This is a genomic window from Aeromonas sp. ANP5, from assembly GCF_963870295.1.
Classification (GTDB): domain Bacteria; phylum Pseudomonadota; class Gammaproteobacteria; order Enterobacterales; family Aeromonadaceae; genus Aeromonas; species Aeromonas veronii.
The window spans coordinates 1-18,404 of the sequence record NZ_CAWMRY010000040.1; the positions used below are offsets into that span (position 1 = coordinate 1).

Sequence of the window (18,404 nt, forward strand, 5' to 3'; positions counted from 1 at the left end):
GATGCGCCCCATACAGACAAGGATTTGCTATCACATCGCGGAGAGTGCTCGGGTTCCAGACACCGTTATGATTAGCAGTGGGAATACCAGAGCTGTTCAGATGACCCGCAATTTTAGCGAGTGACGCACCATCACCTTTCATATCGATGATCGTTTTCAGCACGGGGAGGCGATCATTGAACTGATACTTTCCATCAATTAACGACAGCCAAAATGGCAGCTTGCGAGGGATTGCAACGCCCTGTTTTGCTTTCTCTCTGGCCGCGTCTTTGTTCGCTTGTATGCGTTGAGATTTAGCCAGAGATTCTTTATAGGCAATGTCACTAGCTACAGCGATTCGGATCACTAATGTCAGGTCGTTTAGTGAATCACGATCAAGCACAAGCCCATCCATCAGGCTGACTACTACAACACCTTGAGACAATATCTCTTGAAGCATTGCCTGCGTCTTGACGATGCCTTGACGACTCAGACGATCTAACTTTTCAAGAATGACAACATCACCAGCTTTAATCGTGCCGTTGGCAATACACTGATGAAGATCTGAAAGGGAAGGGCGATCCACTTCTTTATAAGCAGAAATGCCCAGATCGCGGAATGTCTTGGATGAGAGTGTTAGACCATGTTGCTTGCAATACAGCTCGGCAGCTTCAATCTGCCGTCTTGCTCCATCACCTTTGATTTGTTGCTTGGAACTCAGTCGGATGTATGAGTAAGCTATTGATTTATCTTTGGTTCGTTCTTCTCGGCCCACAATCTGTAGATCTCTTCGGATGTGTGTGCTTTTGATTGTAACACTTTGCGATAGCGGGTTTCACAGCGCGGGCAGCGTTGCAGGGTCGGATCCTGTTCCAGCTGTTCGATGGAAAGCGGCTCTTCACAATCGGAGCAGAGGCCATAGAGGCCGAGATCCATCTGGCAGAGTGCCGCATCGATCCGCTTGAGGCGGGCCACGCTCTGCTCAACCTTCGGCAGATCCAGCCGGCTGGTCAGTTCCACCAGTTGATCCTGCTCGCAGTGACCGACCTGTTCGGCCCACTCGTCACGGCGGCAGGCTTTAAGCTGACCGATCAGCGTTTCTCTTACTTGGGCCCAGTCTGACAGCAGGCGATTACGCCAGACAGTCAACTGTGCTTGCGTCATTTCACACACATTATCCCCCACAGGACAGACGACAGATTCGGGGCAGTATAGGGATCCGATAACTCTATCAAGATGATATGCGTCAAGTTAAACGTGGTTAGCCGTGGCTTTTGGCTGCTTGCAGCAGGGCATCGCGGATGGGATCCGTCTCTTTGAGCACCCGGATCTCCTGAAACAGCAGGTCCGCTTCGGGATATTCCCGCTTGAGATAGCTGAACCACTGCTTGATGCGGCTGGGGTAGTAGTCGGCTTTTTCGCTGGCCAGATCCTGCTCGGTATAGCTCACCATCAACTGCAGCACCTCGGCCCAGCTCATGTGCGGGCAGCCGGTTTTCATCACGTTGGCCAGATTGGGCAGGGAGATGGCGCCGCGCCCGACCATCAGGGTATCGCAACCCGAGACCCTGGCACAGGCGAGGGCATCTTTATGATCCCAAATCTCGCCGTTGGCGGTGACGGGGATGGGCAGGGCGCGGCGAATGGCGTCCACATACTCCCAGTGAGCGGGGGCCTTGTACCCTTCGCGCTTGGTGCGGGCATGAACGGCCAGCTCGTTGGCGCCCCCCTGGAGGACCGCCTGAGCGTTCTCCAGATAGAGATCCTTGTCGTCGTAACCGAGGCGAATTTTGGCGCTCACCGGCAGATGGGCGGGCACTGCCTCGCGCACCGCCTTGACGATGCGGTAGATGGTCTCGGGCTCTTTGAGCAGCACCGCACCGCCCTTGCTCTTGTTGACCGTAGGGGCGGGACAGCCGAAGTTGAGATCGACGCCGGGGGAGCCCAGCTCGATGGCGCGCACGGCGTTCTCGGCCAGCCACTCGGGGTGTTGCCCCAGCAGTTGTACCCGCACCGGGGTGCCTGCGCGGGTTTTGCCATCTTGCAGCAGTTCAGGGCAGAGGCGGTAGAATACCTTGGCGGGCAGCAGCTGATCGACGACCCGGATAAACTCGCTCACGCAGAGATCGTAATCATTGACGGAGGTGAGTACCTCCCGCATCAGGTGATCCAGTACCCCCTGCATGGGGGCCAAAATAACGCGCATAACGGCTTTCCGACGAGAGTGGCAAGAAAAAAGAGCGCAGATTGTAGTGGGGTTGCGGCCCGCTGTCAGCACCCGCTCAAACTCTGTTAGGCTAGAGGGAGATAAATCACGCAAGGAGAAGGAATGAAGCGTTGGTGTCTGATGGCGCTCGGGTGGCTGGCATTTGCCACCGGTATTTTGGGCATTGTGCTGCCGCTATTGCCGACTACCCCCTTCATGCTGCTGGCTGCCGCCCTGTTTGCCCGCTCGTCGCCCCGTTTTCATCGCTGGCTGTTGACCCATCCCTGGTTCGGCCCGCCCATCGTGGATTGGCAGCAGTATCGCGGTATTCGTCGTCAGGCCAGACGGCGCGCCATTATCTTCATTTTGCTCACCTTTTCGGTGTCGCTGGCGGTGGTGCCACTGCTGTGGGTCAAGGGGTTGCTGGTTGTCATAATGGTGATCCTGCTCACCTGGTTAATGCGTCTGCCGGTGCTGGAGCCAGTTGCAATGGTGAAGTGAAGTCCCTAAGCTATTGCAGCAATAATGCTATGGAGTCGGCCTGTCATTTTTGCGTGACAGGCTTTTTTATTTCCCGCAGAAGGGAATTGAGAAAAAATGGCCACCCCTGGGTCAAAAAAATAAGCGGTCAACACATGAATCCGGAAACCCTGAAATTTATCGAAGCAAGCATCAAGACCATTCCCGACTATCCGAAGCCGGGCATTCTGTTTCGTGACATCACCAGCCTGATTGAGAACGCCGAGGCCTTCAAGGCCACCATCGATCTGCTGGCCAATCATTATCGTGATCAAGGGATCACCAAGATTGTTGGCACCGAAGCCCGCGGCTTCATCTTTGGCGCACCGGTTGCCTATGCCATGGGGCTGGGCTTCGTGCCGGTCCGCAAGCCGGGCAAGCTGCCGCGCGAAGTGATCGAGGAGTCCTATGCCCTCGAGTACGGCACTGACACCCTGCAACTGCACACCGATGCCATCGTGCCCGGTGACAAGGTGCTGGTCGTGGACGATCTGCTGGCGACCGGTGGTACCGTCGATGCGACCGTCAAGCTGATCCGCCGCGCCGGTGGTGAAGTGGCCGATGCGGCCTTCATCATCTCCCTGCCGTCTCTGGGTGGCGATGCCCGCCTGATTGCCGCTGGCATCAAGGTGGTCTCACTGGTCGAGCTGGCCGGCGAGTAATGCCCCTTCGGCCCGATCCTCTGCATCGGGCCTGCGTTGAACCGGTGCCCTTGCGGGCATCGGTTTGAAAATCAAGCGATCCCTCCCGCTCTGACCGATAGCCGATACAGCCAGCCCGCCATTTGTGTTAGCATCCGGCCTCAATGCCCTGTCTTCCCTGCATGATGGATTTATGAGCTATCAGGTTCTGGCGCGTAAATGGCGCCCCCATACGTTTGAACAAGTGGTAGGCCAGCAACATGTGCTGACCGCCTTGACCAACGCCCTGGATCAGGGACGGCTGCATCACGCCTATCTGCTGAGCGGTACCCGCGGGGTCGGCAAGACCACCATCGCCCGTATTCTGGCCAAGAGCCTCAACTGCGAACAGGGGATCAGCAGCCACCCGTGCGGTGTCTGCGATACCTGCCGCGAGATCGATCAGGGCAACTTTGTCGACCTGCTGGAGATTGACGCGGCGTCGCGAACCAAGGTGGAAGATACCCGCGAGCTGCTCGACAACGTGCAGTACCGTCCAGCCCGCGGCCGTTTCAAGGTCTACCTCATCGATGAAGTGCACATGTTGTCGCGCCACAGCTTCAACGCGCTGCTGAAAACCCTGGAAGAGCCGCCCCCCTATGTGAAGTTTCTGCTGGCCACCACGGATCCGCAGAAGCTGCCCATTACCATCCTCTCGCGCTGCCTGCAGTTTCATCTGAAGAGTCTGGATCAGACCCAGATCGCCAAGCAGCTCGAATGGGTGCTGGATCAGGAGGGGCAGCCCTTCGAGCCGCGCGCCCTGCTGGCACTGGCCAAAGCCGCCGACGGCAGTATGCGCGATGCCCTGAGCCTGACCGATCAGGCGCTGGCCCACGGCAATGGCAGTGTGCGCCTCGAGAGCGTGCTTGCGATGCTGGGCACGCTCGATCACCGCCATCTGCACCAGCTGCTAGAAGCCATATTGCGGCAAGATGCGCCAGCGACCATGGCCAAGATCACCGAGATCGCCACCCTGGGCCCCGATTTTGATCAGCTCCACGCCGAGCTGGAAGGCTTGCTCCATCGCATCGCCATGGCGCAGCTGCTGCCTGCCAGTGTGCAGGAGCAGGGGGCGGATGCCGATTCCCTGCTGCAACTGGCCAAGGCGATGAGTCCGGAAGAGGTGCAGCTCTGCTACCAGATTGTGCTGGGTGGCCGTAAAGATCTGCCCTGGGCCCCCGATGGCCGCACCGCGCTGGAGATGACCTGCCTGCGGATGCTCGCCTTCTCCCCAAGGCGTGATGCCCTGCATCCGGCCAGCCTCACCGCGTTGCCACCGTCAATGACGAGCAGTGCGGCGAGCAGCGCTACTTCGGTTGCCTCTTTGCCGGGAAAGCGCCCGGCCGCTGAATCGGCCACAGTGGCACCGATCAGCGGCGCCGTGCCTGCACCGCTAGCCAGCCCTGTTGCCAGCACGCCTGTTGCTACCAGTGCAGTGCCCGCGGTTGATGTCTCCCTGCCTTCGATGGTGGATGACATCGGCAACCCCGCCGACAGCGAGGAGGAGGCGCAAGCCGCCGAGCTGTTCAGCCAGCAGGATGAGCTGCTGCGTGAAGCTGCGGGCATGGGGTATCAACCCGAGCCCGCGTTGACCCATGCGCAGCCCGATGCGCCAGCGCACTCAGCTGCACAGCCCGCAGATGCTGATGATCGAGCGCCTGCCGCAGCCGATACGGACTATTCCCGTGGCGCGCCGGTTACCGCTCCTGAAGCTGTTTCAGCGGTATCGAGCATGCAGAGCCTGCTTGGCAAGCGAAACATGCTGCGCAGCCGCCAGCGTGGTCAGGAAGCCCCAGCGGCGCCCGCGCCGCGCGCAGTACCGGTTGCGCCAGCTCGTCCTGTCGCGCCCGCTGCTGCACCGGCCGTCACCCAACAACCTGCTCCGGTCAGCCAATCGGCCGGGCAGGGGATGGCGACGATGGGTCACTATGATGATCTGCCGCCAGTGGATCTCTATGGCGACGGTTACGAGCCGCTGGGTGACAACGGGGAATACGAGGAGTACCTCAGTCAGGGCTTTGCCGAGCAGACTCAGGTGATGAGCCACGCCCCTGTCACGGCACCGGCCCAGCCAACCGATCTGCCACCCTGGGATCTCGACTGGCAGCCGAGCTATCGACCCGGTGAACGCAGTGCTGCGGCGCCTGCGGTGACGCCAGCCCCTGCGACCCAGCCGCCCGTTGCCACTACGGCGGTGGCTGCAGCCCCTGTGTCGCAGGATGAACCCCCTCAGCCGGTGATGGAGACCATCGACTGGGATGAGCTCGAGAGCGACAGCGAGCCGCAAGAGGGAGAGGCGACTCGCCTTATCCCCTCCTCGCTGCTCAATGGTTGCGGCGACCCTTGGGCCGAGTTGATCGCTCACACTCAGGTGGGTGGGCGGCTGCGCCAGCTGGCCATCAACTCGGTGATGACGCGGGAAGGGGACAAGGTACTGCTAACCCTCAAGCCCGAGCAGCGCCATCTGGTGAGCGACAAGGCGCGCGCCGATCTGGCCGAGATCATCGGGCCAGCGCTGGGGCAACCGGTGCAGGTCGAGGTGACGCTTGGTGTGGTGCCTGACCAGGAGACCCCCCTCGAGATCGAGCATCGCCTTTATCTCGGGGTGCGCGAGCAGGTGACCCGGGATCTGGAGCAGGATCCCAACGTACAGTTTTTAGTTCAGCGGTTTGGTGCCGTGCTCCATCACGAGAGCATCGAGCCCCTCAACCGCTAAATTCCGTGGCCGGGAGCTTGCTTCCGGTTGAAAAGCAGTTTGGCTGTCCCCATCTAGGACAGGCAAGCCCACAGCCCGGCGCTGGATGCCGGATTTCAAGACGAGAGACGACATATGTTTGGTAAAGGTGGAATGGGGAACCTGATGAAACAGGCCCAACAGATGCAAGAGCGTATGCAGAAGGCGCAGGAGCAGCTGGCTCAGATGGAAGTGACCGGTGAAGCCGGTGCTGGCATGGTCAAGGTCACCATGACCGGTAGCCACAGCGTCCGTCGCATCGAGATCGACCCCTCCCTGATGGAAGATGACAAGGAGCTGCTGGAAGATCTGGTCGCCGCCGCTTGCAACGATGCCGTGCGCCGTGTGGAAGAGCAGAACAAGGCCAAGATGGGCGAACTGACCGGTGGCATGCAACTGCCGCCAGGCTTCAAGATGCCGTTCTAAGGCATAAAGTCTTTTAGACTCAATGCCTTATGCTTTAGCCTGTTGCTCGTGGGTCATATATGGGTCAACAACGCCCAGCTTCTCAGCCAGTTCATTCCTGTAATTAGGATTGTCATTGCTAACCCACTGAGCATAAATGGTGCGGATCATCCCCCAATCTTTATGGCCAAGTTGCTTGGCAAGATAGGCTGGATGAGCTCCCGCCATCAGAAGCATTGAGGCATAGCTATGGCGCAGTTGATACGGTTCTCTATGTGTCAGCTGCGCTTTTCTTAGCAGACTGGCCCAATAGCCCGGAGCCGTAAACAATTCGGGTCTGATGTACGGCATATTTTCCCTCCCCAAAAAGACCCTCCGCCTCATCTCCTCTCGCCGCTTGTTATGACGCAGATGCACTGTTTCCAAGCGTGGCGGGAGCATAAAAGTCAGCTCACGCTGTCGTTTTAATACCTTCATAGCTGCCGGGAGCAGCTCAATCGTCCTGTTACCGGCAATGGTTTTGGGCGGCTTGAGTTGGCCGAGCCTATCGATGTTGTAGCGAACTTTAAGCAGCCCCATCGTCATATCGATGTCCTCCCAAGCAACCGCCTTCATTTCCCCTGGTCTCATGCCCGTCCAGAACAAGAACTCAATCATCAACTGATGGTTCTCGATACTGGTCGCATTCAATAGTCGGGACAACTCTTCCCTGGAGAATGGTTCAACCCGCTGTTGAGGTAGCTCGTCACTTTGCAGTAGCCGGCGTAGGCGGGCGAACGGGGACATGTCGATCACCTCGTCTTTTAGGGCCTCATCAAAGACAGTCCTGATGACCCTGAAATACTCCTGTACGGTACTCACCCTCCTTGTCTTGAGGGCATCGTTCCTAAGCAGCTCCAAGTCTCGGTGCGTGATTTCGGTGATATCGCTGTGCAGGATGTGGTAATCCGCGATAAATCGCTCTGCGCTACGGATCTTCTGCAGTGATGAGTAGGACAGGTCGAACTTGCGGCTCTCCTGGTAAATTGCGAAGTAGTCCTTCAGGGTAAAGCGTTTGGTGGGTTTGGCCAGCGGGGCAGATTCAGGAAAGTGCTTGAGCCAAAAGGTATCCGGATTGGCGCTATAGAATCCGCACTGGATATCAATCTTGATGGCCGCGAGCTTATTGGATGCGTAGAGAATATTTGTCTCGGTAGGCAGTAAACCTAGAGATTTTCGACAGACGGGTTTGCCGGGTAATTTGAAGGCCAGACGTAGCCGGCCTCCATGAATATGGACGCCAGGGGCGGCGTCCAACATTTTTTTCAGTTTGCTTGAGAGGGTCATTGTTAGTTCATCCTGGTGTTCATGTGTTTTCGCAATGCAGCAAGGTGGACAAGGTACCGGCATTTCGGGTTGTCAGGGTTACCTTCCTTGCGCCATACCACCCCTTCGGGATAGATCCCTCGTCTGAATCGTTGCGCCAAGGCTTCAGTAGAGAGGCCAACCCGGTTGGCTGCTTGTCTAAGGGCCATCCAGCCTTCATCGACGCGGCTGTGTTTGATCTCCGATAGCTCACCTCTCAGCTGTTCCACTTCACTTCTGAGTCGCTTGAGCTCATCGCCCATTAATCGCCCGTTATGAAGGTGTTCCGTTAACTCTTTGAACAGATCTTGTGCTTGCATGGTCGGTCCTCGCTTTTAAAAAGTGCTCAAGCCGGTGACGCCCGAGTTTGTTGTAGTAGAAGGTCTGCACTTGTTTGCGTGAGTGAACCGCTTGGTCAAGGCGGTATTCTCCAAGTTCAGGGATCTTCAGATTGTGTTGGTTGGCCAGCCTGCCGATGGCTTGGGCGCTCACCCCCAGTTCTTTGCCAAGCGCTGTAGCACTCCAGAGTTGGCCGCTAATCGTGGGCGCTTCGATAGGCAGATCGAAGTGAGCCAGGATACGGCCGATCTCTGCGAGCTTTGCTGAGCGGGAAAGAGTAGGGGAGATAACGGTGTTTACCAGGTCATCCAGCAGCCGGCTGTCTTGGTCGATCAGTTGTAGTTGATGCATGGCGTGGCCCTCCTGCCTGGAGGATGGGGCGCTGGTTGGGGTGATGGAAGAGCCGCTATTGAGCCAACTTATGCCTGTCACGGTTCATGGTTATTTCACATCCTTCATGCTGATCTGGATCCCGACATAGGGGCACTGGGTTCGGTACACATACCGGCTGTTCTCCTTCTCGATGCTTTTACAACGAAATGCTGGACGCGGATCGACGCAAGTGACCGATGAGCCCGCTGGCTGGCTGGCGGGCTTTCAGTTGGTCTATCTGATGGAGTGCTCGCTCAAGAGCCAGCAGTTTGTTGGGGTCTGTATGCATTGACTGGCTCCTCATTGTCGTGGCTTGAGAGGCGTTGGTTTTACCTGCAGCTCGTGGAGCTTTTTGGCCGCGGCTTCGGCCTGCTGCAGATCGCAGATGGTTCCACCGGGCAGGACGAACTTACCGGGGAGCCTGGGGTGAGGCATGACTACGCCCAGCCCCATGACTACTGCACCGCAGTAGGGGCTTTCGAATGTCTTCATGTATAACCTCTGACTTATCCACCGTTTCTGTGGGACCAGCAGTGGATGGTTTGGGGGTATCAGGCTGTAGCCCTTAGCGGCTCTACTGTAGAGCCAGGCTGAACCCGACTTTCGATATCGGGGTTAGGCAGCTCGTTTCTTATCGAGGCCCAGGCGGGCGAGGTTTTTGCGGTAGATCTCATTGGCTTGGGACTTCTGCTCTTCGTTGAGCTTCTCGCCAAGCAGAGATATCTCGTCTAAGGCCGCCCGCAGTTCTTTGGCCGACTCGGAGATATCAAGTTTGAACAGGGCTTCCGCCAGTTGATCGGCGATCTCCGGGTCAACCACTGCTGTTTCCGGAAGGGGCTCCACTTGGTCTTCTGTGGGGATTATCTGTTCCACTTCTCCTTCGATAACACTGCCGGCTTTGGCTTGCTCCTGCTGCTTGGCGCGCATGGCCGCTGCTCTTTCTGCCAGCTTATCGGTCGCCGACTTATTGCCATCGTCAGGGCCTTGAGGGGTGAAGTCTGGGTTGATTTCACGCTCCTCCAGCTCGTCTACCGAGTAGACGCCCATGATGACGTCCGGGGTATGGAGGCGAGCCCAGCGTTTCACTCCCAGATAAGCCAATTGTTGCTTCGGGTCATCTGCCCAGAGTGTTGAGTTGCGGGTTCTTGCCTGCTGCAGGAGTAACTCGAGCGTGCGAACCTCACCGGTAGTGAGGGTTGCACGGATTATCACGCCACAGCCTTTCTCGTCGGCAAAGGTCCAGTCTGGTGAACGGTACGTTGCGCCTTTTTTCGCAGGGTCTTTGCTCGGCACTTCTTTGAACTTACCAATGACCTGCTCCCACGGACCAATGAACTCATAGTCAAAGCGCCCTTTGATCACCCCTGAGTTGACGACCACGGCGTTGACCAGTTGCGCTTCATATCCCAGGATACCTCCTACAAGGTGGGTCTTTTGGGCAACCGGGAAGGGGTTCATGCCCCACTGCAGCGCTTGCAGGCAGATAGCGAAGCAGTCCGCATGATTGCCCTGAAGGTGTTGGGGAATGGTCGCTTTGCCGCTTGCCATCAGTGCAGCCAGCTTGTCGACACTCGCCATGAAGTCGGCGTTCATCATGAGGTTTAAGATGTTGGCCTGGCCCCGTTCGTTGGCCAGCACCGGGGCGCTGGTCTGAGTCGATACAGTGTTTTGCATATCGAGGTTCCTTAAAAGAGGTTTGCGGGAAGCTCTTCAGCCGGTTCCTGGGCTTCAACCAGAGTGGGGATGAAGGGCTCTTCGAGGTCGATGCGTTGGCGCTCTGCAGCGGCTTGATACGGCGGTACCGCGATTTCCCCCATGCCATCGTGGCCCGGGTAGTAGTCGCGTTCTCGCCAGATGATGATGTTGCGCAGGGCCATGTCTCGCAGTTCGAGGCCACGGCGCCGGTCCTCTTGGCCGTAGTAGTAGACGCCGACCATGATGGGCTTGTAGACGTCCTGGCCCAGTGGTCCATCTTTCTCAACCGCGATGAAGACGAGGTTTGCCGGATGACCGGTTACCGCTTCATACCCGTCGGTGTAGTGGCCATCCTGTATGTGGTAGTTGTGGGCTGAAGCGTCGCGAGCAAATCCAGCGGAGCTGGCGCTGCGGACGAATTTCAGGTCAACCAACACATGGTCTGGCCGCTTCCAGTCGGGCCGGCACTTCAGCAGTTCCCCCGTCTCTGGGTGGCGCCAGTAGATGCTGGTCTCCGCCTCACCTTCGTCGAGCAATACCGCGGCTTCAGGGTGATTAAGCACCGCTTCACGGTAGCGCAGGGCATGGATGTACTCGTTGTGGGTGATGATCGTCCGTTCACCAGCTGCTTCACGGAACTGCTCCTTCATCTCATCCAGGAATTTGGCTGCCGGGTTAAAACTGCGGATCCGCTCTGCCATTTCCGCCTTGGTACCGCTCAAGGGAAGAGGGTCTGGCAGGGTACTTATGTGCTTGGCCCGCTCCAGCTCTTTGGGGCCAATCTGGGCGTAGCTTTCCAGCACTGCCTGGTAACTACCTTTGGTCTTGAGTGGCTTAGGCAAGCTGTCGTTATAGGCCCTGACACATGCTCTCAGGGCAGTCGCGGTTCGCTTGTCATCTTCCCCGAGAGTTTGGAACTCATCGGACAGTTGGCAGTAAGCCACTTCTGCATCCGCAAGGCTCGTTCCCAGCTCAACAGGAGGGCTTAGCTGCCGGTTGTATGCCTCGATAGCATCGACCAGCTCTTGTTGGTCCGGGCGCTTCTCAAGGGATGCGTTGTAGGCTTCTATGGCGGCTTTCATCTGCTCAGCACCAGAGTAGGCATCCTCTGGCCACTGCGGCTCGATGGCGTACTCGCTTTCAAAGTCAGCAAACTCGAGCACGATTTTGTGCAGGATCTTCCCTTCCCGGAACGGGATGGTCTCTTTCTGGGAATTGCCGTCGATCTTGTAGTAGCGGTAGTGCTGGCCGGAGAGTAACGCCAGGTCTAAGGCACTTTTGGAGATCCCCGTTCCCGCGTGATAAGCCTCGCTGGGGATGCCTCTATAAATGCCCGGCTCTGTCGGTTCGAAGGGGGTGATAACGCCTTCAACAGCGGCAGGTATATCGTGAATGCATTCCATGTTGATTTGTCCTCATGTGGTAGCTACCTGGTGATGTAGGCTTCACGAGCTTTGCTTTGAACCATGTGAAAGCTCATCAAAAGCCACCGAAAAGTCGCTTGATCTCGTCATCGGGGAACCCATGCCCTTTAACTCGAGCGAGTAATCCCCTGATCGCATCGAAGCGAGGGGTGAAGTAGTTTCTGACGAAGTTAAATTCAGCGGTGCCATCGCCATCGATGAAGCCATCGCTGTAGATATTGATGACTCTCCCGTCCCGGCTCCTTACTTGAAATACCAGAAGAGGTTGGTTTTCTTCGGATAGGGTTTTCTGTTCAGCTGTGGTGGGAGCGATGAAGAGGCAATAGCCGTGCATGGTGATTTCCGTCCCTCCGGAGCTCCTTACAAAGTCCGCGGCTTCGTTACCAATGAGGCCATCGTCCAGGGCTTGGGCTACCTCTCGAAGAGCTTGAGCTATTTCGGGAACGAATCGGCGATCGCCAATCAAATCGTTCTGCATGTGGATGGATACCACTCTGCGTTGGACTGCGATGTTCTCGATTTGATGAGGGCTGCTGGAGCCAAGAACCTTCATTTCGATACCTCCAATTTAACGGGCTCATTCCCCTGGCCGGTGACCAGCCAGATGAAGTGGGTTGAGAGTTCGGGGTGTTGTGCGATCAACAGCAGGGCACCGCCACCGATCTCCCGGTAGTTCAGCTCGTAGTTCTTCAGTGTGGTGGGGGGGATCCCCAGCAAGTCCGCGAACTTGGGGCGGCTCAGGCCCATGTTTTCACGAAGGGTTCGAAGGCGTTTGCGGCATTCGTTGTTGAGTTCAGGGATGACGTTGTTGAGGTTCTTGTTACGTTTGGTCATGGTCAGGTCCTGTAGTGGGTTAATAGGCAAAAAAATACCCCTAAGAAAGGGGCATGTTGGTTGTGCTTCGAGGTGTGTTAGGTAGCCATTATTCAGTTATTGATGGCTTAAATAGCTGAGCCCTGAGATGTGGCTCAGGGCTCGGGGGGATAAGTTATGCCAGTAAACCGATCGACATAGCCAGTCGGCCACAAAGGGTGGCGAGTATGATCCCAAGCAAAGTACGTTGGAACCAAATCACCACCAATTGGCCCACGCTTATCGGTATTTTTGTCGATAGGATGCAGGGGATTGAGGCCGAGAAGAACAGAACTGAGCTTACGGAAACTACAGCGGTAACATAGCGTACTAGCAGGTCTGCATCTTTTAGCAGGATAGCTGGTAGGAACATCTCCGCGAGACCTGCAGAAATTGCTTTCGCTGTTTCTAATGGTTCACCTAAATCCAATAGCCAGGTCAACGGCCATAGTAGCCAACCCAAGACATCGAATACTGGTGTGTGCTGTGCAAGCAACAGGCCCAATAGGCCGACGGATAGGATTGTTGGTACTACCGCGGCGGCCATGCTGAGGCCATCTTTGAGGTTATCCAGCAGTTGATGCATTAATGGATCAGCCCTGCTGGACTGTGTTAGTCCCGAGTCAATAGCTGCTTGTATCCGGGTCTTTCCCCTTGGCAATGGTTCGTCTGTTTCTCCATGATGGGCCATTGTTGATATTGGTGGGAGGCGAGCCAAAATTGCGGTAATGACAAAAGTGATTACCAATGTAGACCAGAAGTAAAAGTTCCAGTGCTCCATTAGGTTAAGTGTCTTGGCAACAATGATCATGAAGGCTGCTGACACAGTTGAAAAACCAGTTGCGATAATCGCAGCCTCTCGCACAGTGTATTTTCCTGCGAGAAAGACTCTGTTGGTGATGAGTAATCCTACGGAATAGCTGCCTACGAAAGACGCTACCGCGTCTATGGCAGAGTGCCCAGGTGTGCGCCACAACGGACGCATAACCGGCTGCATTAGCACCCCGATTAACTCAAGTAGACCGAACCCCAGTAGAAAAGTTAACGCCATTGCGCCAATCGGGACGATTAAGCCAACGGACGTAGCGAGTTTATCAAACAGAAATGGAAGCAAGTCAGGTTTCATCAACCAGGCTGGTCCCAGCCCTGAAACATATATCGCCCCAAGGATAAACCCAAAGATCTTGAACAAGCTAAGTAGACGGTCAATGGGGCGAGCACGCCAGCGGCCGTCAAGTAATGGCGCCACTGCGCCATAGGTAATCAGTAGCATGATTAATCCCATCGATATGTTGCGCTGTGCGATCAACTGCGCTGCGAGATGGTCCACCAAAATGGTTTCGCGCCCTGCATATTCAAATGGAATGAAGAAAGCTGCGATCCCAATCAAGCTTGTTAGCAGCAGTTTTATGCCTGCCCCCGAACATACAGTTAGGGCGCGTACATTTTCCTGTTCCATGCATCCTCCTTGAGGTTTGGTATGAGCTCTGCTCCTTAGAGAATCCTCATTTGTATATACAAATGCGCAACTAAGCTACATAAATTAACCAAATGGAAACATTTGTTTAATCAGTCAGTAGGGGCATGCTCACCCCATGTGCTGTTAAGAATCTATGTCTAATGGTTGTAAGTGATTGAAAATTAACATTAGAGTCATGTGTGCGATGCTGTCACGTTCACACACCGCTTTCCGGTTTGACGGGTTATCGGTGCATCCCTACCGGCATCAGGATTTGTGGTTGTGAGCCGGTACCTGGTTGTTAAAGAGCCCGCTTGGCCGAATTTGGCGTGAGCGAAGCCAAAGCATCCTTGCGGTGCTTGGAAAAGAGGCTTTGGCTATGGCGCTATGAGGGAAGCTCCAACCCCTGGCTATACAGCGTTACGGCGGTAATCAGTTCGCCAGTGGAGGAGTAGGTTGGGTTTGGGTACATGGGCTGTTCGCAGCTGGGTTGCGCGAACAGCAACGAGGCGGTGTTGCTCTGAGGCAAGCATTGCCAAATGGAGGCGTTGCTTGATGGCTCGGCGGCGTGTTGCATTGCCATTCAGGCGGTCTGCAATGAGGGTTATGAGCTGGTCTGCTCGTTTGGCGGCCCTGGAAAAAATGCGCTTGGTCATGGTACATTTACTCCCATTGGCGAGTAGGTCCTCGCTAATTCCCGCTAGCTTTGGCTGGTCGGGGTCCTGATTGCTGGGGTTGGTCCCCCGGCATTCCGATTGAGGGTTGGTCCCCTCAGTCCTTCAAAGCCCGCCCTGCGCGGGCTTTGTCGTTCTTACGCGCTGGTCAGGCGCTTCACTTCTGCCCTGGTTAGGGGCGGGTCCTGATTGCTGGTCAACGAGTTCGGTAGGTCTTCCTGCTTCCTGATTTAGTTAGCTTAAACTTACTAAACGCATGTTAGGCAGTTAAACCTAACAATGCAATATGGTTGTTAGAAATTTTTAATTTTTAGTGTGATCCAGAATTGGTTCTTAAAAAGAGGGCACAAAAAAGCCCGCTGGTTAGCAGGCTAGTTTCTTGTGTCGGAGGGCGGCGTTAAGCCCTCCTGAGCTCGATCATTTTACCCAAGACTATCGCCTCGCTAGCTTTGAGAAATCCAAAGTGTGGATCATCAACCACCAGATTCATGCCGTCGATCGCGTTCTTTGCCCTAAGCAGTAGCACCTTGTCGCCATGCTGCACCAAGGCAATGTCTTCATTTTCAAGCTGACGTTGTTGTGGGCTCATATCAATAACAATGAAATCACCCTTTTGGATCCCGCTTCCTGCGAGATCATCGTTCTCTGCAACGACGGCGCAGAGGTGACCTCCGTCTTCAACAACGAGGTGCCGTCCAGTATCAATCAAAGGAATCACATCACTTGATTGGCCTGTCATATCTTTTAGTTCCCATATGGGGACCTTTGATATTGCGGTGCTTGTGGCGTATTCGGAGCTGCTTTTACCAACATAAAGCCATATGGGGTCACACCCCAAGACTCTAGAGATCCCCAATATGCTGCTAATCCTCGGGTCGGCGGTATTGCCGTGGATGATCGAGCTCAATGTAGGTTTTGACAGACCAGTTTTTCTGGCTAAGTCTGCAGGCTTGAGGCCTCTTTCATCCATAAGTTGCTGGAGTCTTTCGTTAAAGGAAGACATCAATTTCACCGTATCGTTAGATTCAACAAACATTTTCCATTATGCCTCTCCGGTGGTTAGGTTTGTTTTCATTGATTGGTTAGTTTGTTCTTACTAAGATGTCCAAGAACAAAGGAGGATCGATATGCGAATTGAGGAGCCGATCAAGTTCTTTGGCAGTGCAGCAAAGGCGGCAAATGCCATTGGTTACAACCGGGTTTGTTTCAATGATTGGAAGAGGAATAACGGTGGACTCGTATCTCCTAAAGCTGCAGCTCGCTTTGTCGAAGCTAGCGGCGGAGCTCTTGATTTCGGTTTTAGTGACTACACCCAGAGTGAACGGGATTGATGTGTCCTTTTGGCCATCTATCTGCCGCATCACAACGAGAGGGCATACAGCATGGGAAGAGAAGCACTTCCTGATCACCAAAAGCTCGACACGCTATCGCCTTTAAGGACACGTGCTACACCTGCCCAGCGCCATATGTGGAGAGAAGTTAGTGCCGAGTTCGGCATGACAGAGACTGCATTTGCCCGCACTTCATTACTGATCCTGCTCAACTCCATATCTAAATATGAGCCGCAGATCCTGGCTAGGGCCGTGAAAAGGGCGAACCAGGCTCTTATCGAGCAGGGGTACCCGCCGGTCACAGTTGAGGAGATCTTGAAGGGGGAGGGGTTACCTGAGCGTGGCCTACTCACGTTTACCTCTGAAGATGAGGCCATTTACGAAGAAGAGCGGCGCAAGACGCCGGTACAGAAGCTGATTGGACTAATCAATGTTGTTTTAGGGAGATAAGACCATGTCTACCGTAGCAAGACTGACACGCCCGGCCCCGAAGCATGTGGATGAGCGTGACAACATCATCCTGAAATCTGTCATGCACGAATTGGCGCTATTTCTGGAGGATGACTCGTCGATCACCATTGCGCAGGCTGCTGGTACAGACAGGACTGCTTTGCGCCTGTCGCGCCAGCTAATGGCTTACCAGGTTGAACGTGCGGAGAAGCAAGGTAGCGCATAACTCTCAACTGTTGCCCAGCTGACCACTGGGCATTATTTAAATCAGGACCCGACCATGACCAAGTCAATCAAAGCCCTTGGGGGCTCACTATTACCTAAATTTGTGTTCGTTTGCTGCAGGGGGGGGCGGCCGGCCCTCCTTCATAAAGATCTGATACATCGGAGGGCTGAGCTATGAGCATGCTGCTGATGGTCAAAGCGATGAACATCAAAGTGGGTAACCCGCTGCGTAAACTGGTGCTTATCAAATTGGCAGACAACGCCAGTGATACCGGCGAGTGCTGGCCTTCGCATCAACATATCGCTGACCAATGTGAGATTTCGCGCCGCTCAGTGATCAGTCATATCGATGCGCTCTGTACGGCGGGCCTTTTGATTAAGGAGGCCAGAAGAGGCCCCAATGGGAAGAGGTCAAATGTCTACATGCTGACACTTGATGGTGAATCTCCTGCACATCCAGATGTGCAAGAGATGCACATAGCATGTGCAGGAGTTGCACAGACTCATAGTGCAGGAGCTGCACATAGAATCAGTCACTCTTTAGATCCAGTCATTGATCCAAAGATCCCCCCTATATCCCCCCAAGGGGAGCGCGCTGCCGAAAGTTCAGCTCCACGACGAGGAACTCGTTTGCCGAATGACTGGTTCCTACCAGCGGAATGGGGGAGGTGGGCCAGCCAAGAAACTGGATGGCCACGAGAGCGGATCCTCCTAGAGGCAGCTACGTTCGCTGATTACTGGCAGTCACTGCCCGGGGCCAAAGCAACCAAGCTGGATTGGGAGAAAACATGGCGAAACTGGGTGCGTCGTGCAGCCAGGTCGTTTAGGACGTCAGCACAGCGCAAGCCATTGGCCAACCTGCAGGCGGCCCAGAACGCAGCACAGGCACTCAGAGAGTCGGGGAGGGGGGTCTATGACGACAACACGCCCCTCTAACGTGACAGCCCTGCGTGAGATGCAGGAACGGCCATTGGTCAGCGACCGTATGGCGGCATTTATGGCTGAGGAGCTGTTGCCGATGATGGCCGGCAGCTGGCCAGCAAGCGCAAATTACCTGGATGCCAATGCCCGCGGCGTAGTGCTTGCCTGGGGAGGCGTGTTGCGTGGGTTCACTCCCGCCCAGATCAGGGAGGTTGTGCTGGACATGGCTGCTGATTTAGAACGCCAGTTCGCACCGCGCCCGGCGGAAGTGAGGGCAGAGGTACTGCGCAGATTACCTCCTGAGCCACGTCAGCTCCTGTTCTCCATCGGGGCATGCGAGATGGAGGCGACTGTGGTCGTGCTAAAACGTGACGGCGAAGTTACTTGTGAGGCGGTGAAGGTTGAGATGGAGCGGATTATCACCGAACGCCGAGATCGTGGTTACACCATCACAGGGGGGATTCAGGGATGTTCAACCAAGATGTGATTGCCGCGGTTAAAGTCGCGAAGTTCTGCAGAGTTGTGGTCTACCCGGCCGTTAGGGGCTGGAGTGGGGAGAGGGTACAGCTGGAGGTGGCAGATGAGCTTTCGGCATTGGGGCACACGGATTGCCTGTGCGGGGCAGGGCATTGGTTAGTGATCGACATGACGCCTGAGGAGGTGGCGGACGAAGTAGGATGGTTTAGAAGATCGCCAGTCCTGGTGATCACATTTAGGAGTAACTCAGGAGATCAATACACAGATCTGAGGCTGCTGTCCGGTGATAACTAGATTTGTACTGTTAGTGGAAGTTGA

The 18,404-nt window shown here is 55.4% G+C and carries 23 protein-coding genes; 10 read left to right on the forward strand and 13 right to left on the reverse strand.

What is annotated here, in order from left to right; translation table 11 throughout:
• The 3 genes from AACT07_RS18635 to dusC form a co-directional block, all read right to left on the reverse strand.
• Positions 1-754, reverse strand: a 754-nt coding sequence (locus tag AACT07_RS18635; RefSeq protein WP_171902784.1) for a recombinase family protein, incomplete at its 3' end; no start/stop codon positions are given.
• Positions 718-1,143, reverse strand: coding sequence for a TraR/DksA family transcriptional regulator (locus AACT07_RS18640; RefSeq protein ID WP_374759793.1), 426 nt, complete (start codon positions 1,141-1,143; stop codon positions 718-720). The genes AACT07_RS18635 and AACT07_RS18640, both read right to left, overlap by 37 nt.
• A 97-nt stretch (positions 1,144-1,240) precedes the next feature.
• The gene (gene dusC / locus AACT07_RS18645; RefSeq protein WP_069529440.1) at positions 1,241-2,185 is read right to left on the reverse strand and encodes a tRNA dihydrouridine(16) synthase DusC; all 945 of its coding nucleotides are present in this window, start codon (positions 2,183-2,185) and stop codon (positions 1,241-1,243) included.
• 123 nt (positions 2,186-2,308) lie between these two features.
• On the opposite strand from dusC, the gene AACT07_RS18650 reads away from it, so the two are divergent.
• From AACT07_RS18650 to AACT07_RS18665, 4 genes are all read left to right on the forward strand, one after another.
• Complete coding sequence (locus AACT07_RS18650) at positions 2,309-2,686, forward strand: YbaN family protein (RefSeq protein WP_069529441.1); 378 nt, start codon at positions 2,309-2,311, stop codon at positions 2,684-2,686.
• A 134-nt stretch (positions 2,687-2,820) separates the two neighbouring features.
• Positions 2,821-3,366 carry an adenine phosphoribosyltransferase gene (apt, locus tag AACT07_RS18655; RefSeq protein ID WP_069529443.1) on the forward strand — a complete coding sequence of 182 codons (546 nt, stop codon included), beginning with the start codon at positions 2,821-2,823 and terminating at the stop codon, positions 3,364-3,366.
• Positions 3,367-3,538: 172 nt separating this feature from the next.
• A complete protein-coding gene (gene dnaX / locus AACT07_RS18660; protein ID WP_069529445.1) occupies positions 3,539-6,100 on the forward strand; it encodes a DNA polymerase III subunit gamma/tau in 2,562 nt (853 codons plus the stop codon).
• A 114-nt stretch (positions 6,101-6,214) separates the two neighbouring features.
• Positions 6,215-6,544 carry a YbaB/EbfC family nucleoid-associated protein gene (locus AACT07_RS18665; RefSeq protein ID WP_005333445.1) on the forward strand — a complete coding sequence of 110 codons (330 nt, stop codon included), beginning with the start codon at positions 6,215-6,217 and terminating at the stop codon, positions 6,542-6,544.
• Positions 6,545-6,571: 27 nt separating this feature from the next.
• Here the strand turns inward: AACT07_RS18665 and AACT07_RS18670 are convergent, their stop codons facing one another.
• The 10 genes from AACT07_RS18670 to AACT07_RS18715 all read right to left on the reverse strand — a co-directional run bounded on the left by AACT07_RS18670 (position 6,572) and on the right by AACT07_RS18715 (position 15,685).
• Positions 6,572-7,849: a tyrosine-type recombinase/integrase gene (locus AACT07_RS18670; RefSeq protein WP_069529447.1), complete on the reverse strand. Its 1,278-nt coding sequence runs from the start codon at positions 7,847-7,849 to the stop codon at positions 6,572-6,574.
• A 2-nt stretch (positions 7,850-7,851) separates the two neighbouring features.
• Positions 7,852-8,187: a hypothetical protein gene (locus AACT07_RS18675; RefSeq protein WP_166740682.1), complete on the reverse strand. Its 336-nt coding sequence runs from the start codon at positions 8,185-8,187 to the stop codon at positions 7,852-7,854.
• Positions 8,141-8,557: a hypothetical protein gene (locus AACT07_RS18680; RefSeq protein ID WP_069529451.1), complete on the reverse strand. Its 417-nt coding sequence runs from the start codon at positions 8,555-8,557 to the stop codon at positions 8,141-8,143. The genes AACT07_RS18675 and AACT07_RS18680 overlap by 47 nt, the downstream gene beginning before the upstream one ends.
• A gap of 321 nt (positions 8,558-8,878) precedes the next feature.
• Complete coding sequence (locus tag AACT07_RS18685; protein ID WP_069529452.1) at positions 8,879-9,070, reverse strand: hypothetical protein; 192 nt, start codon at positions 9,068-9,070, stop codon at positions 8,879-8,881.
• A gap of 123 nt (positions 9,071-9,193) precedes the next feature.
• Positions 9,194-10,252, reverse strand: a complete 1,059-nt coding sequence (locus tag AACT07_RS18690; RefSeq protein WP_069529454.1) for a RecT family recombinase — start codon at positions 10,250-10,252, stop codon at positions 9,194-9,196.
• Between the two features lie 11 nt (positions 10,253-10,263).
• On the reverse strand, positions 10,264-11,676 hold the full coding sequence (locus AACT07_RS18695) for a PD-(D/E)XK nuclease-like domain-containing protein (RefSeq protein ID WP_069529456.1): 1,413 nt from the start codon (positions 11,674-11,676) through the stop codon (positions 10,264-10,266).
• Between the two features lie 76 nt (positions 11,677-11,752).
• The gene (locus tag AACT07_RS18700) at positions 11,753-12,250 is read right to left on the reverse strand and encodes a hypothetical protein (RefSeq protein ID WP_069529458.1); all 498 of its coding nucleotides are present in this window, start codon (positions 12,248-12,250) and stop codon (positions 11,753-11,755) included.
• On the reverse strand, positions 12,247-12,531 hold the full coding sequence (locus tag AACT07_RS18705; protein ID WP_069529459.1) for a helix-turn-helix domain-containing protein: 285 nt from the start codon (positions 12,529-12,531) through the stop codon (positions 12,247-12,249). The genes AACT07_RS18700 and AACT07_RS18705 overlap by 4 nt, the downstream gene beginning before the upstream one ends.
• A gap of 154 nt (positions 12,532-12,685) precedes the next feature.
• Positions 12,686-14,008 (reverse strand): YjiH family protein, encoded by a 1,323-nt coding sequence (locus tag AACT07_RS18710; protein ID WP_069529461.1) that lies wholly within the window; start codon positions 14,006-14,008, stop codon positions 12,686-12,688.
• 1,071 nt (positions 14,009-15,079) lie between these two features.
• Positions 15,080-15,685, reverse strand: coding sequence for a helix-turn-helix domain-containing protein (locus AACT07_RS18715; protein ID WP_139123894.1), 606 nt, complete (start codon positions 15,683-15,685; stop codon positions 15,080-15,082).
• Between the two features lie 124 nt (positions 15,686-15,809).
• On the opposite strand from AACT07_RS18715, the gene AACT07_RS18720 reads away from it, so the two are divergent.
• The 6 genes from AACT07_RS18720 (at position 15,810) to AACT07_RS18745 (ending at position 18,380) form a co-directional block, all read left to right on the forward strand.
• On the forward strand, positions 15,810-16,013 hold the full coding sequence (locus AACT07_RS18720; RefSeq protein ID WP_069529463.1) for a hypothetical protein: 204 nt from the start codon (positions 15,810-15,812) through the stop codon (positions 16,011-16,013).
• A 9-nt stretch (positions 16,014-16,022) separates the two neighbouring features.
• Entirely contained in the window at positions 16,023-16,463 is a 441-nt protein-coding gene (locus tag AACT07_RS18725; RefSeq protein WP_253182280.1) for a hypothetical protein, read from the forward strand.
• A 4-nt stretch (positions 16,464-16,467) separates the two neighbouring features.
• Positions 16,468-16,689 carry a hypothetical protein gene (locus AACT07_RS18730; protein ID WP_069529464.1) on the forward strand — a complete coding sequence of 74 codons (222 nt, stop codon included), beginning with the start codon at positions 16,468-16,470 and terminating at the stop codon, positions 16,687-16,689.
• Between the two features lie 200 nt (positions 16,690-16,889).
• Positions 16,890-17,624, forward strand: coding sequence for a helix-turn-helix domain-containing protein (locus AACT07_RS18735; RefSeq protein ID WP_253182281.1), 735 nt, complete (start codon positions 16,890-16,892; stop codon positions 17,622-17,624).
• Positions 17,602-18,096 (forward strand): hypothetical protein, encoded by a 495-nt coding sequence (locus AACT07_RS18740; protein WP_069529468.1) that lies wholly within the window; start codon positions 17,602-17,604, stop codon positions 18,094-18,096. The genes AACT07_RS18735 and AACT07_RS18740 overlap by 23 nt, the downstream gene beginning before the upstream one ends.
• Positions 18,078-18,380, forward strand: a complete 303-nt coding sequence (locus AACT07_RS18745) for a hypothetical protein (RefSeq protein ID WP_069529469.1) — start codon at positions 18,078-18,080, stop codon at positions 18,378-18,380. Before AACT07_RS18740 ends, AACT07_RS18745 begins: the two co-directional genes overlap by 19 nt.
• Positions 18,381-18,404 lie beyond the last annotated feature (24 nt).

What these genes read in the sequence shown, in the direction of transcription:
- AACT07_RS18640 (WP_374759793.1), bottom strand. Translation starts at nt 1,143, where the DNA reads ATGACGCAAGCACAGTTGACTGTCTGGCGTAATCGCCTGCTGTCAGAC.
- dusC (WP_069529440.1), bottom strand. Translation starts at nt 2,185, where the DNA reads ATGCGCGTTATTTTGGCCCCCATGCAGGGGGTACTGGATCACCTGATG.
- AACT07_RS18650 (WP_069529441.1), top strand. Translation starts at nt 2,309, where the DNA reads ATGAAGCGTTGGTGTCTGATGGCGCTCGGGTGGCTGGCATTTGCCACC.
- apt (WP_069529443.1), top strand. Translation starts at nt 2,821, where the DNA reads ATGAATCCGGAAACCCTGAAATTTATCGAAGCAAGCATCAAGACCATT.
- dnaX (WP_069529445.1), top strand. Translation starts at nt 3,539, where the DNA reads ATGAGCTATCAGGTTCTGGCGCGTAAATGGCGCCCCCATACGTTTGAA.
- AACT07_RS18665 (WP_005333445.1), top strand. Translation starts at nt 6,215, where the DNA reads ATGTTTGGTAAAGGTGGAATGGGGAACCTGATGAAACAGGCCCAACAG.
- AACT07_RS18670 (WP_069529447.1), bottom strand. Translation starts at nt 7,849, where the DNA reads ATGACCCTCTCAAGCAAACTGAAAAAAATGTTGGACGCCGCCCCTGGC.
- AACT07_RS18675 (WP_166740682.1), bottom strand. Translation starts at nt 8,187, where the DNA reads ATGCAAGCACAAGATCTGTTCAAAGAGTTAACGGAACACCTTCATAAC.
- AACT07_RS18680 (WP_069529451.1), bottom strand. Translation starts at nt 8,557, where the DNA reads ATGCATCAACTACAACTGATCGACCAAGACAGCCGGCTGCTGGATGAC.
- AACT07_RS18685 (WP_069529452.1), bottom strand. Translation starts at nt 9,070, where the DNA reads ATGAAGACATTCGAAAGCCCCTACTGCGGTGCAGTAGTCATGGGGCTG.
- AACT07_RS18690 (WP_069529454.1), bottom strand. Translation starts at nt 10,252, where the DNA reads ATGCAAAACACTGTATCGACTCAGACCAGCGCCCCGGTGCTGGCCAAC.
- AACT07_RS18695 (WP_069529456.1), bottom strand. Translation starts at nt 11,676, where the DNA reads ATGGAATGCATTCACGATATACCTGCCGCTGTTGAAGGCGTTATCACC.
- AACT07_RS18700 (WP_069529458.1), bottom strand. Translation starts at nt 12,250, where the DNA reads ATGAAGGTTCTTGGCTCCAGCAGCCCTCATCAAATCGAGAACATCGCA.
- AACT07_RS18705 (WP_069529459.1), bottom strand. Translation starts at nt 12,531, where the DNA reads ATGACCAAACGTAACAAGAACCTCAACAACGTCATCCCTGAACTCAAC.
- AACT07_RS18710 (WP_069529461.1), bottom strand. Translation starts at nt 14,008, where the DNA reads ATGGAACAGGAAAATGTACGCGCCCTAACTGTATGTTCGGGGGCAGGC.
- AACT07_RS18715 (WP_139123894.1), bottom strand. Translation starts at nt 15,685, where the DNA reads ATGTCTTCCTTTAACGAAAGACTCCAGCAACTTATGGATGAAAGAGGC.
- AACT07_RS18720 (WP_069529463.1), top strand. Translation starts at nt 15,810, where the DNA reads ATGCGAATTGAGGAGCCGATCAAGTTCTTTGGCAGTGCAGCAAAGGCG.
- AACT07_RS18730 (WP_069529464.1), top strand. Translation starts at nt 16,468, where the DNA reads ATGTCTACCGTAGCAAGACTGACACGCCCGGCCCCGAAGCATGTGGAT.
- AACT07_RS18735 (WP_253182281.1), top strand. Translation starts at nt 16,890, where the DNA reads ATGAACATCAAAGTGGGTAACCCGCTGCGTAAACTGGTGCTTATCAAA.
- AACT07_RS18740 (WP_069529468.1), top strand. Translation starts at nt 17,602, where the DNA reads ATGACGACAACACGCCCCTCTAACGTGACAGCCCTGCGTGAGATGCAG.
- AACT07_RS18745 (WP_069529469.1), top strand. Translation starts at nt 18,078, where the DNA reads ATGTTCAACCAAGATGTGATTGCCGCGGTTAAAGTCGCGAAGTTCTGC.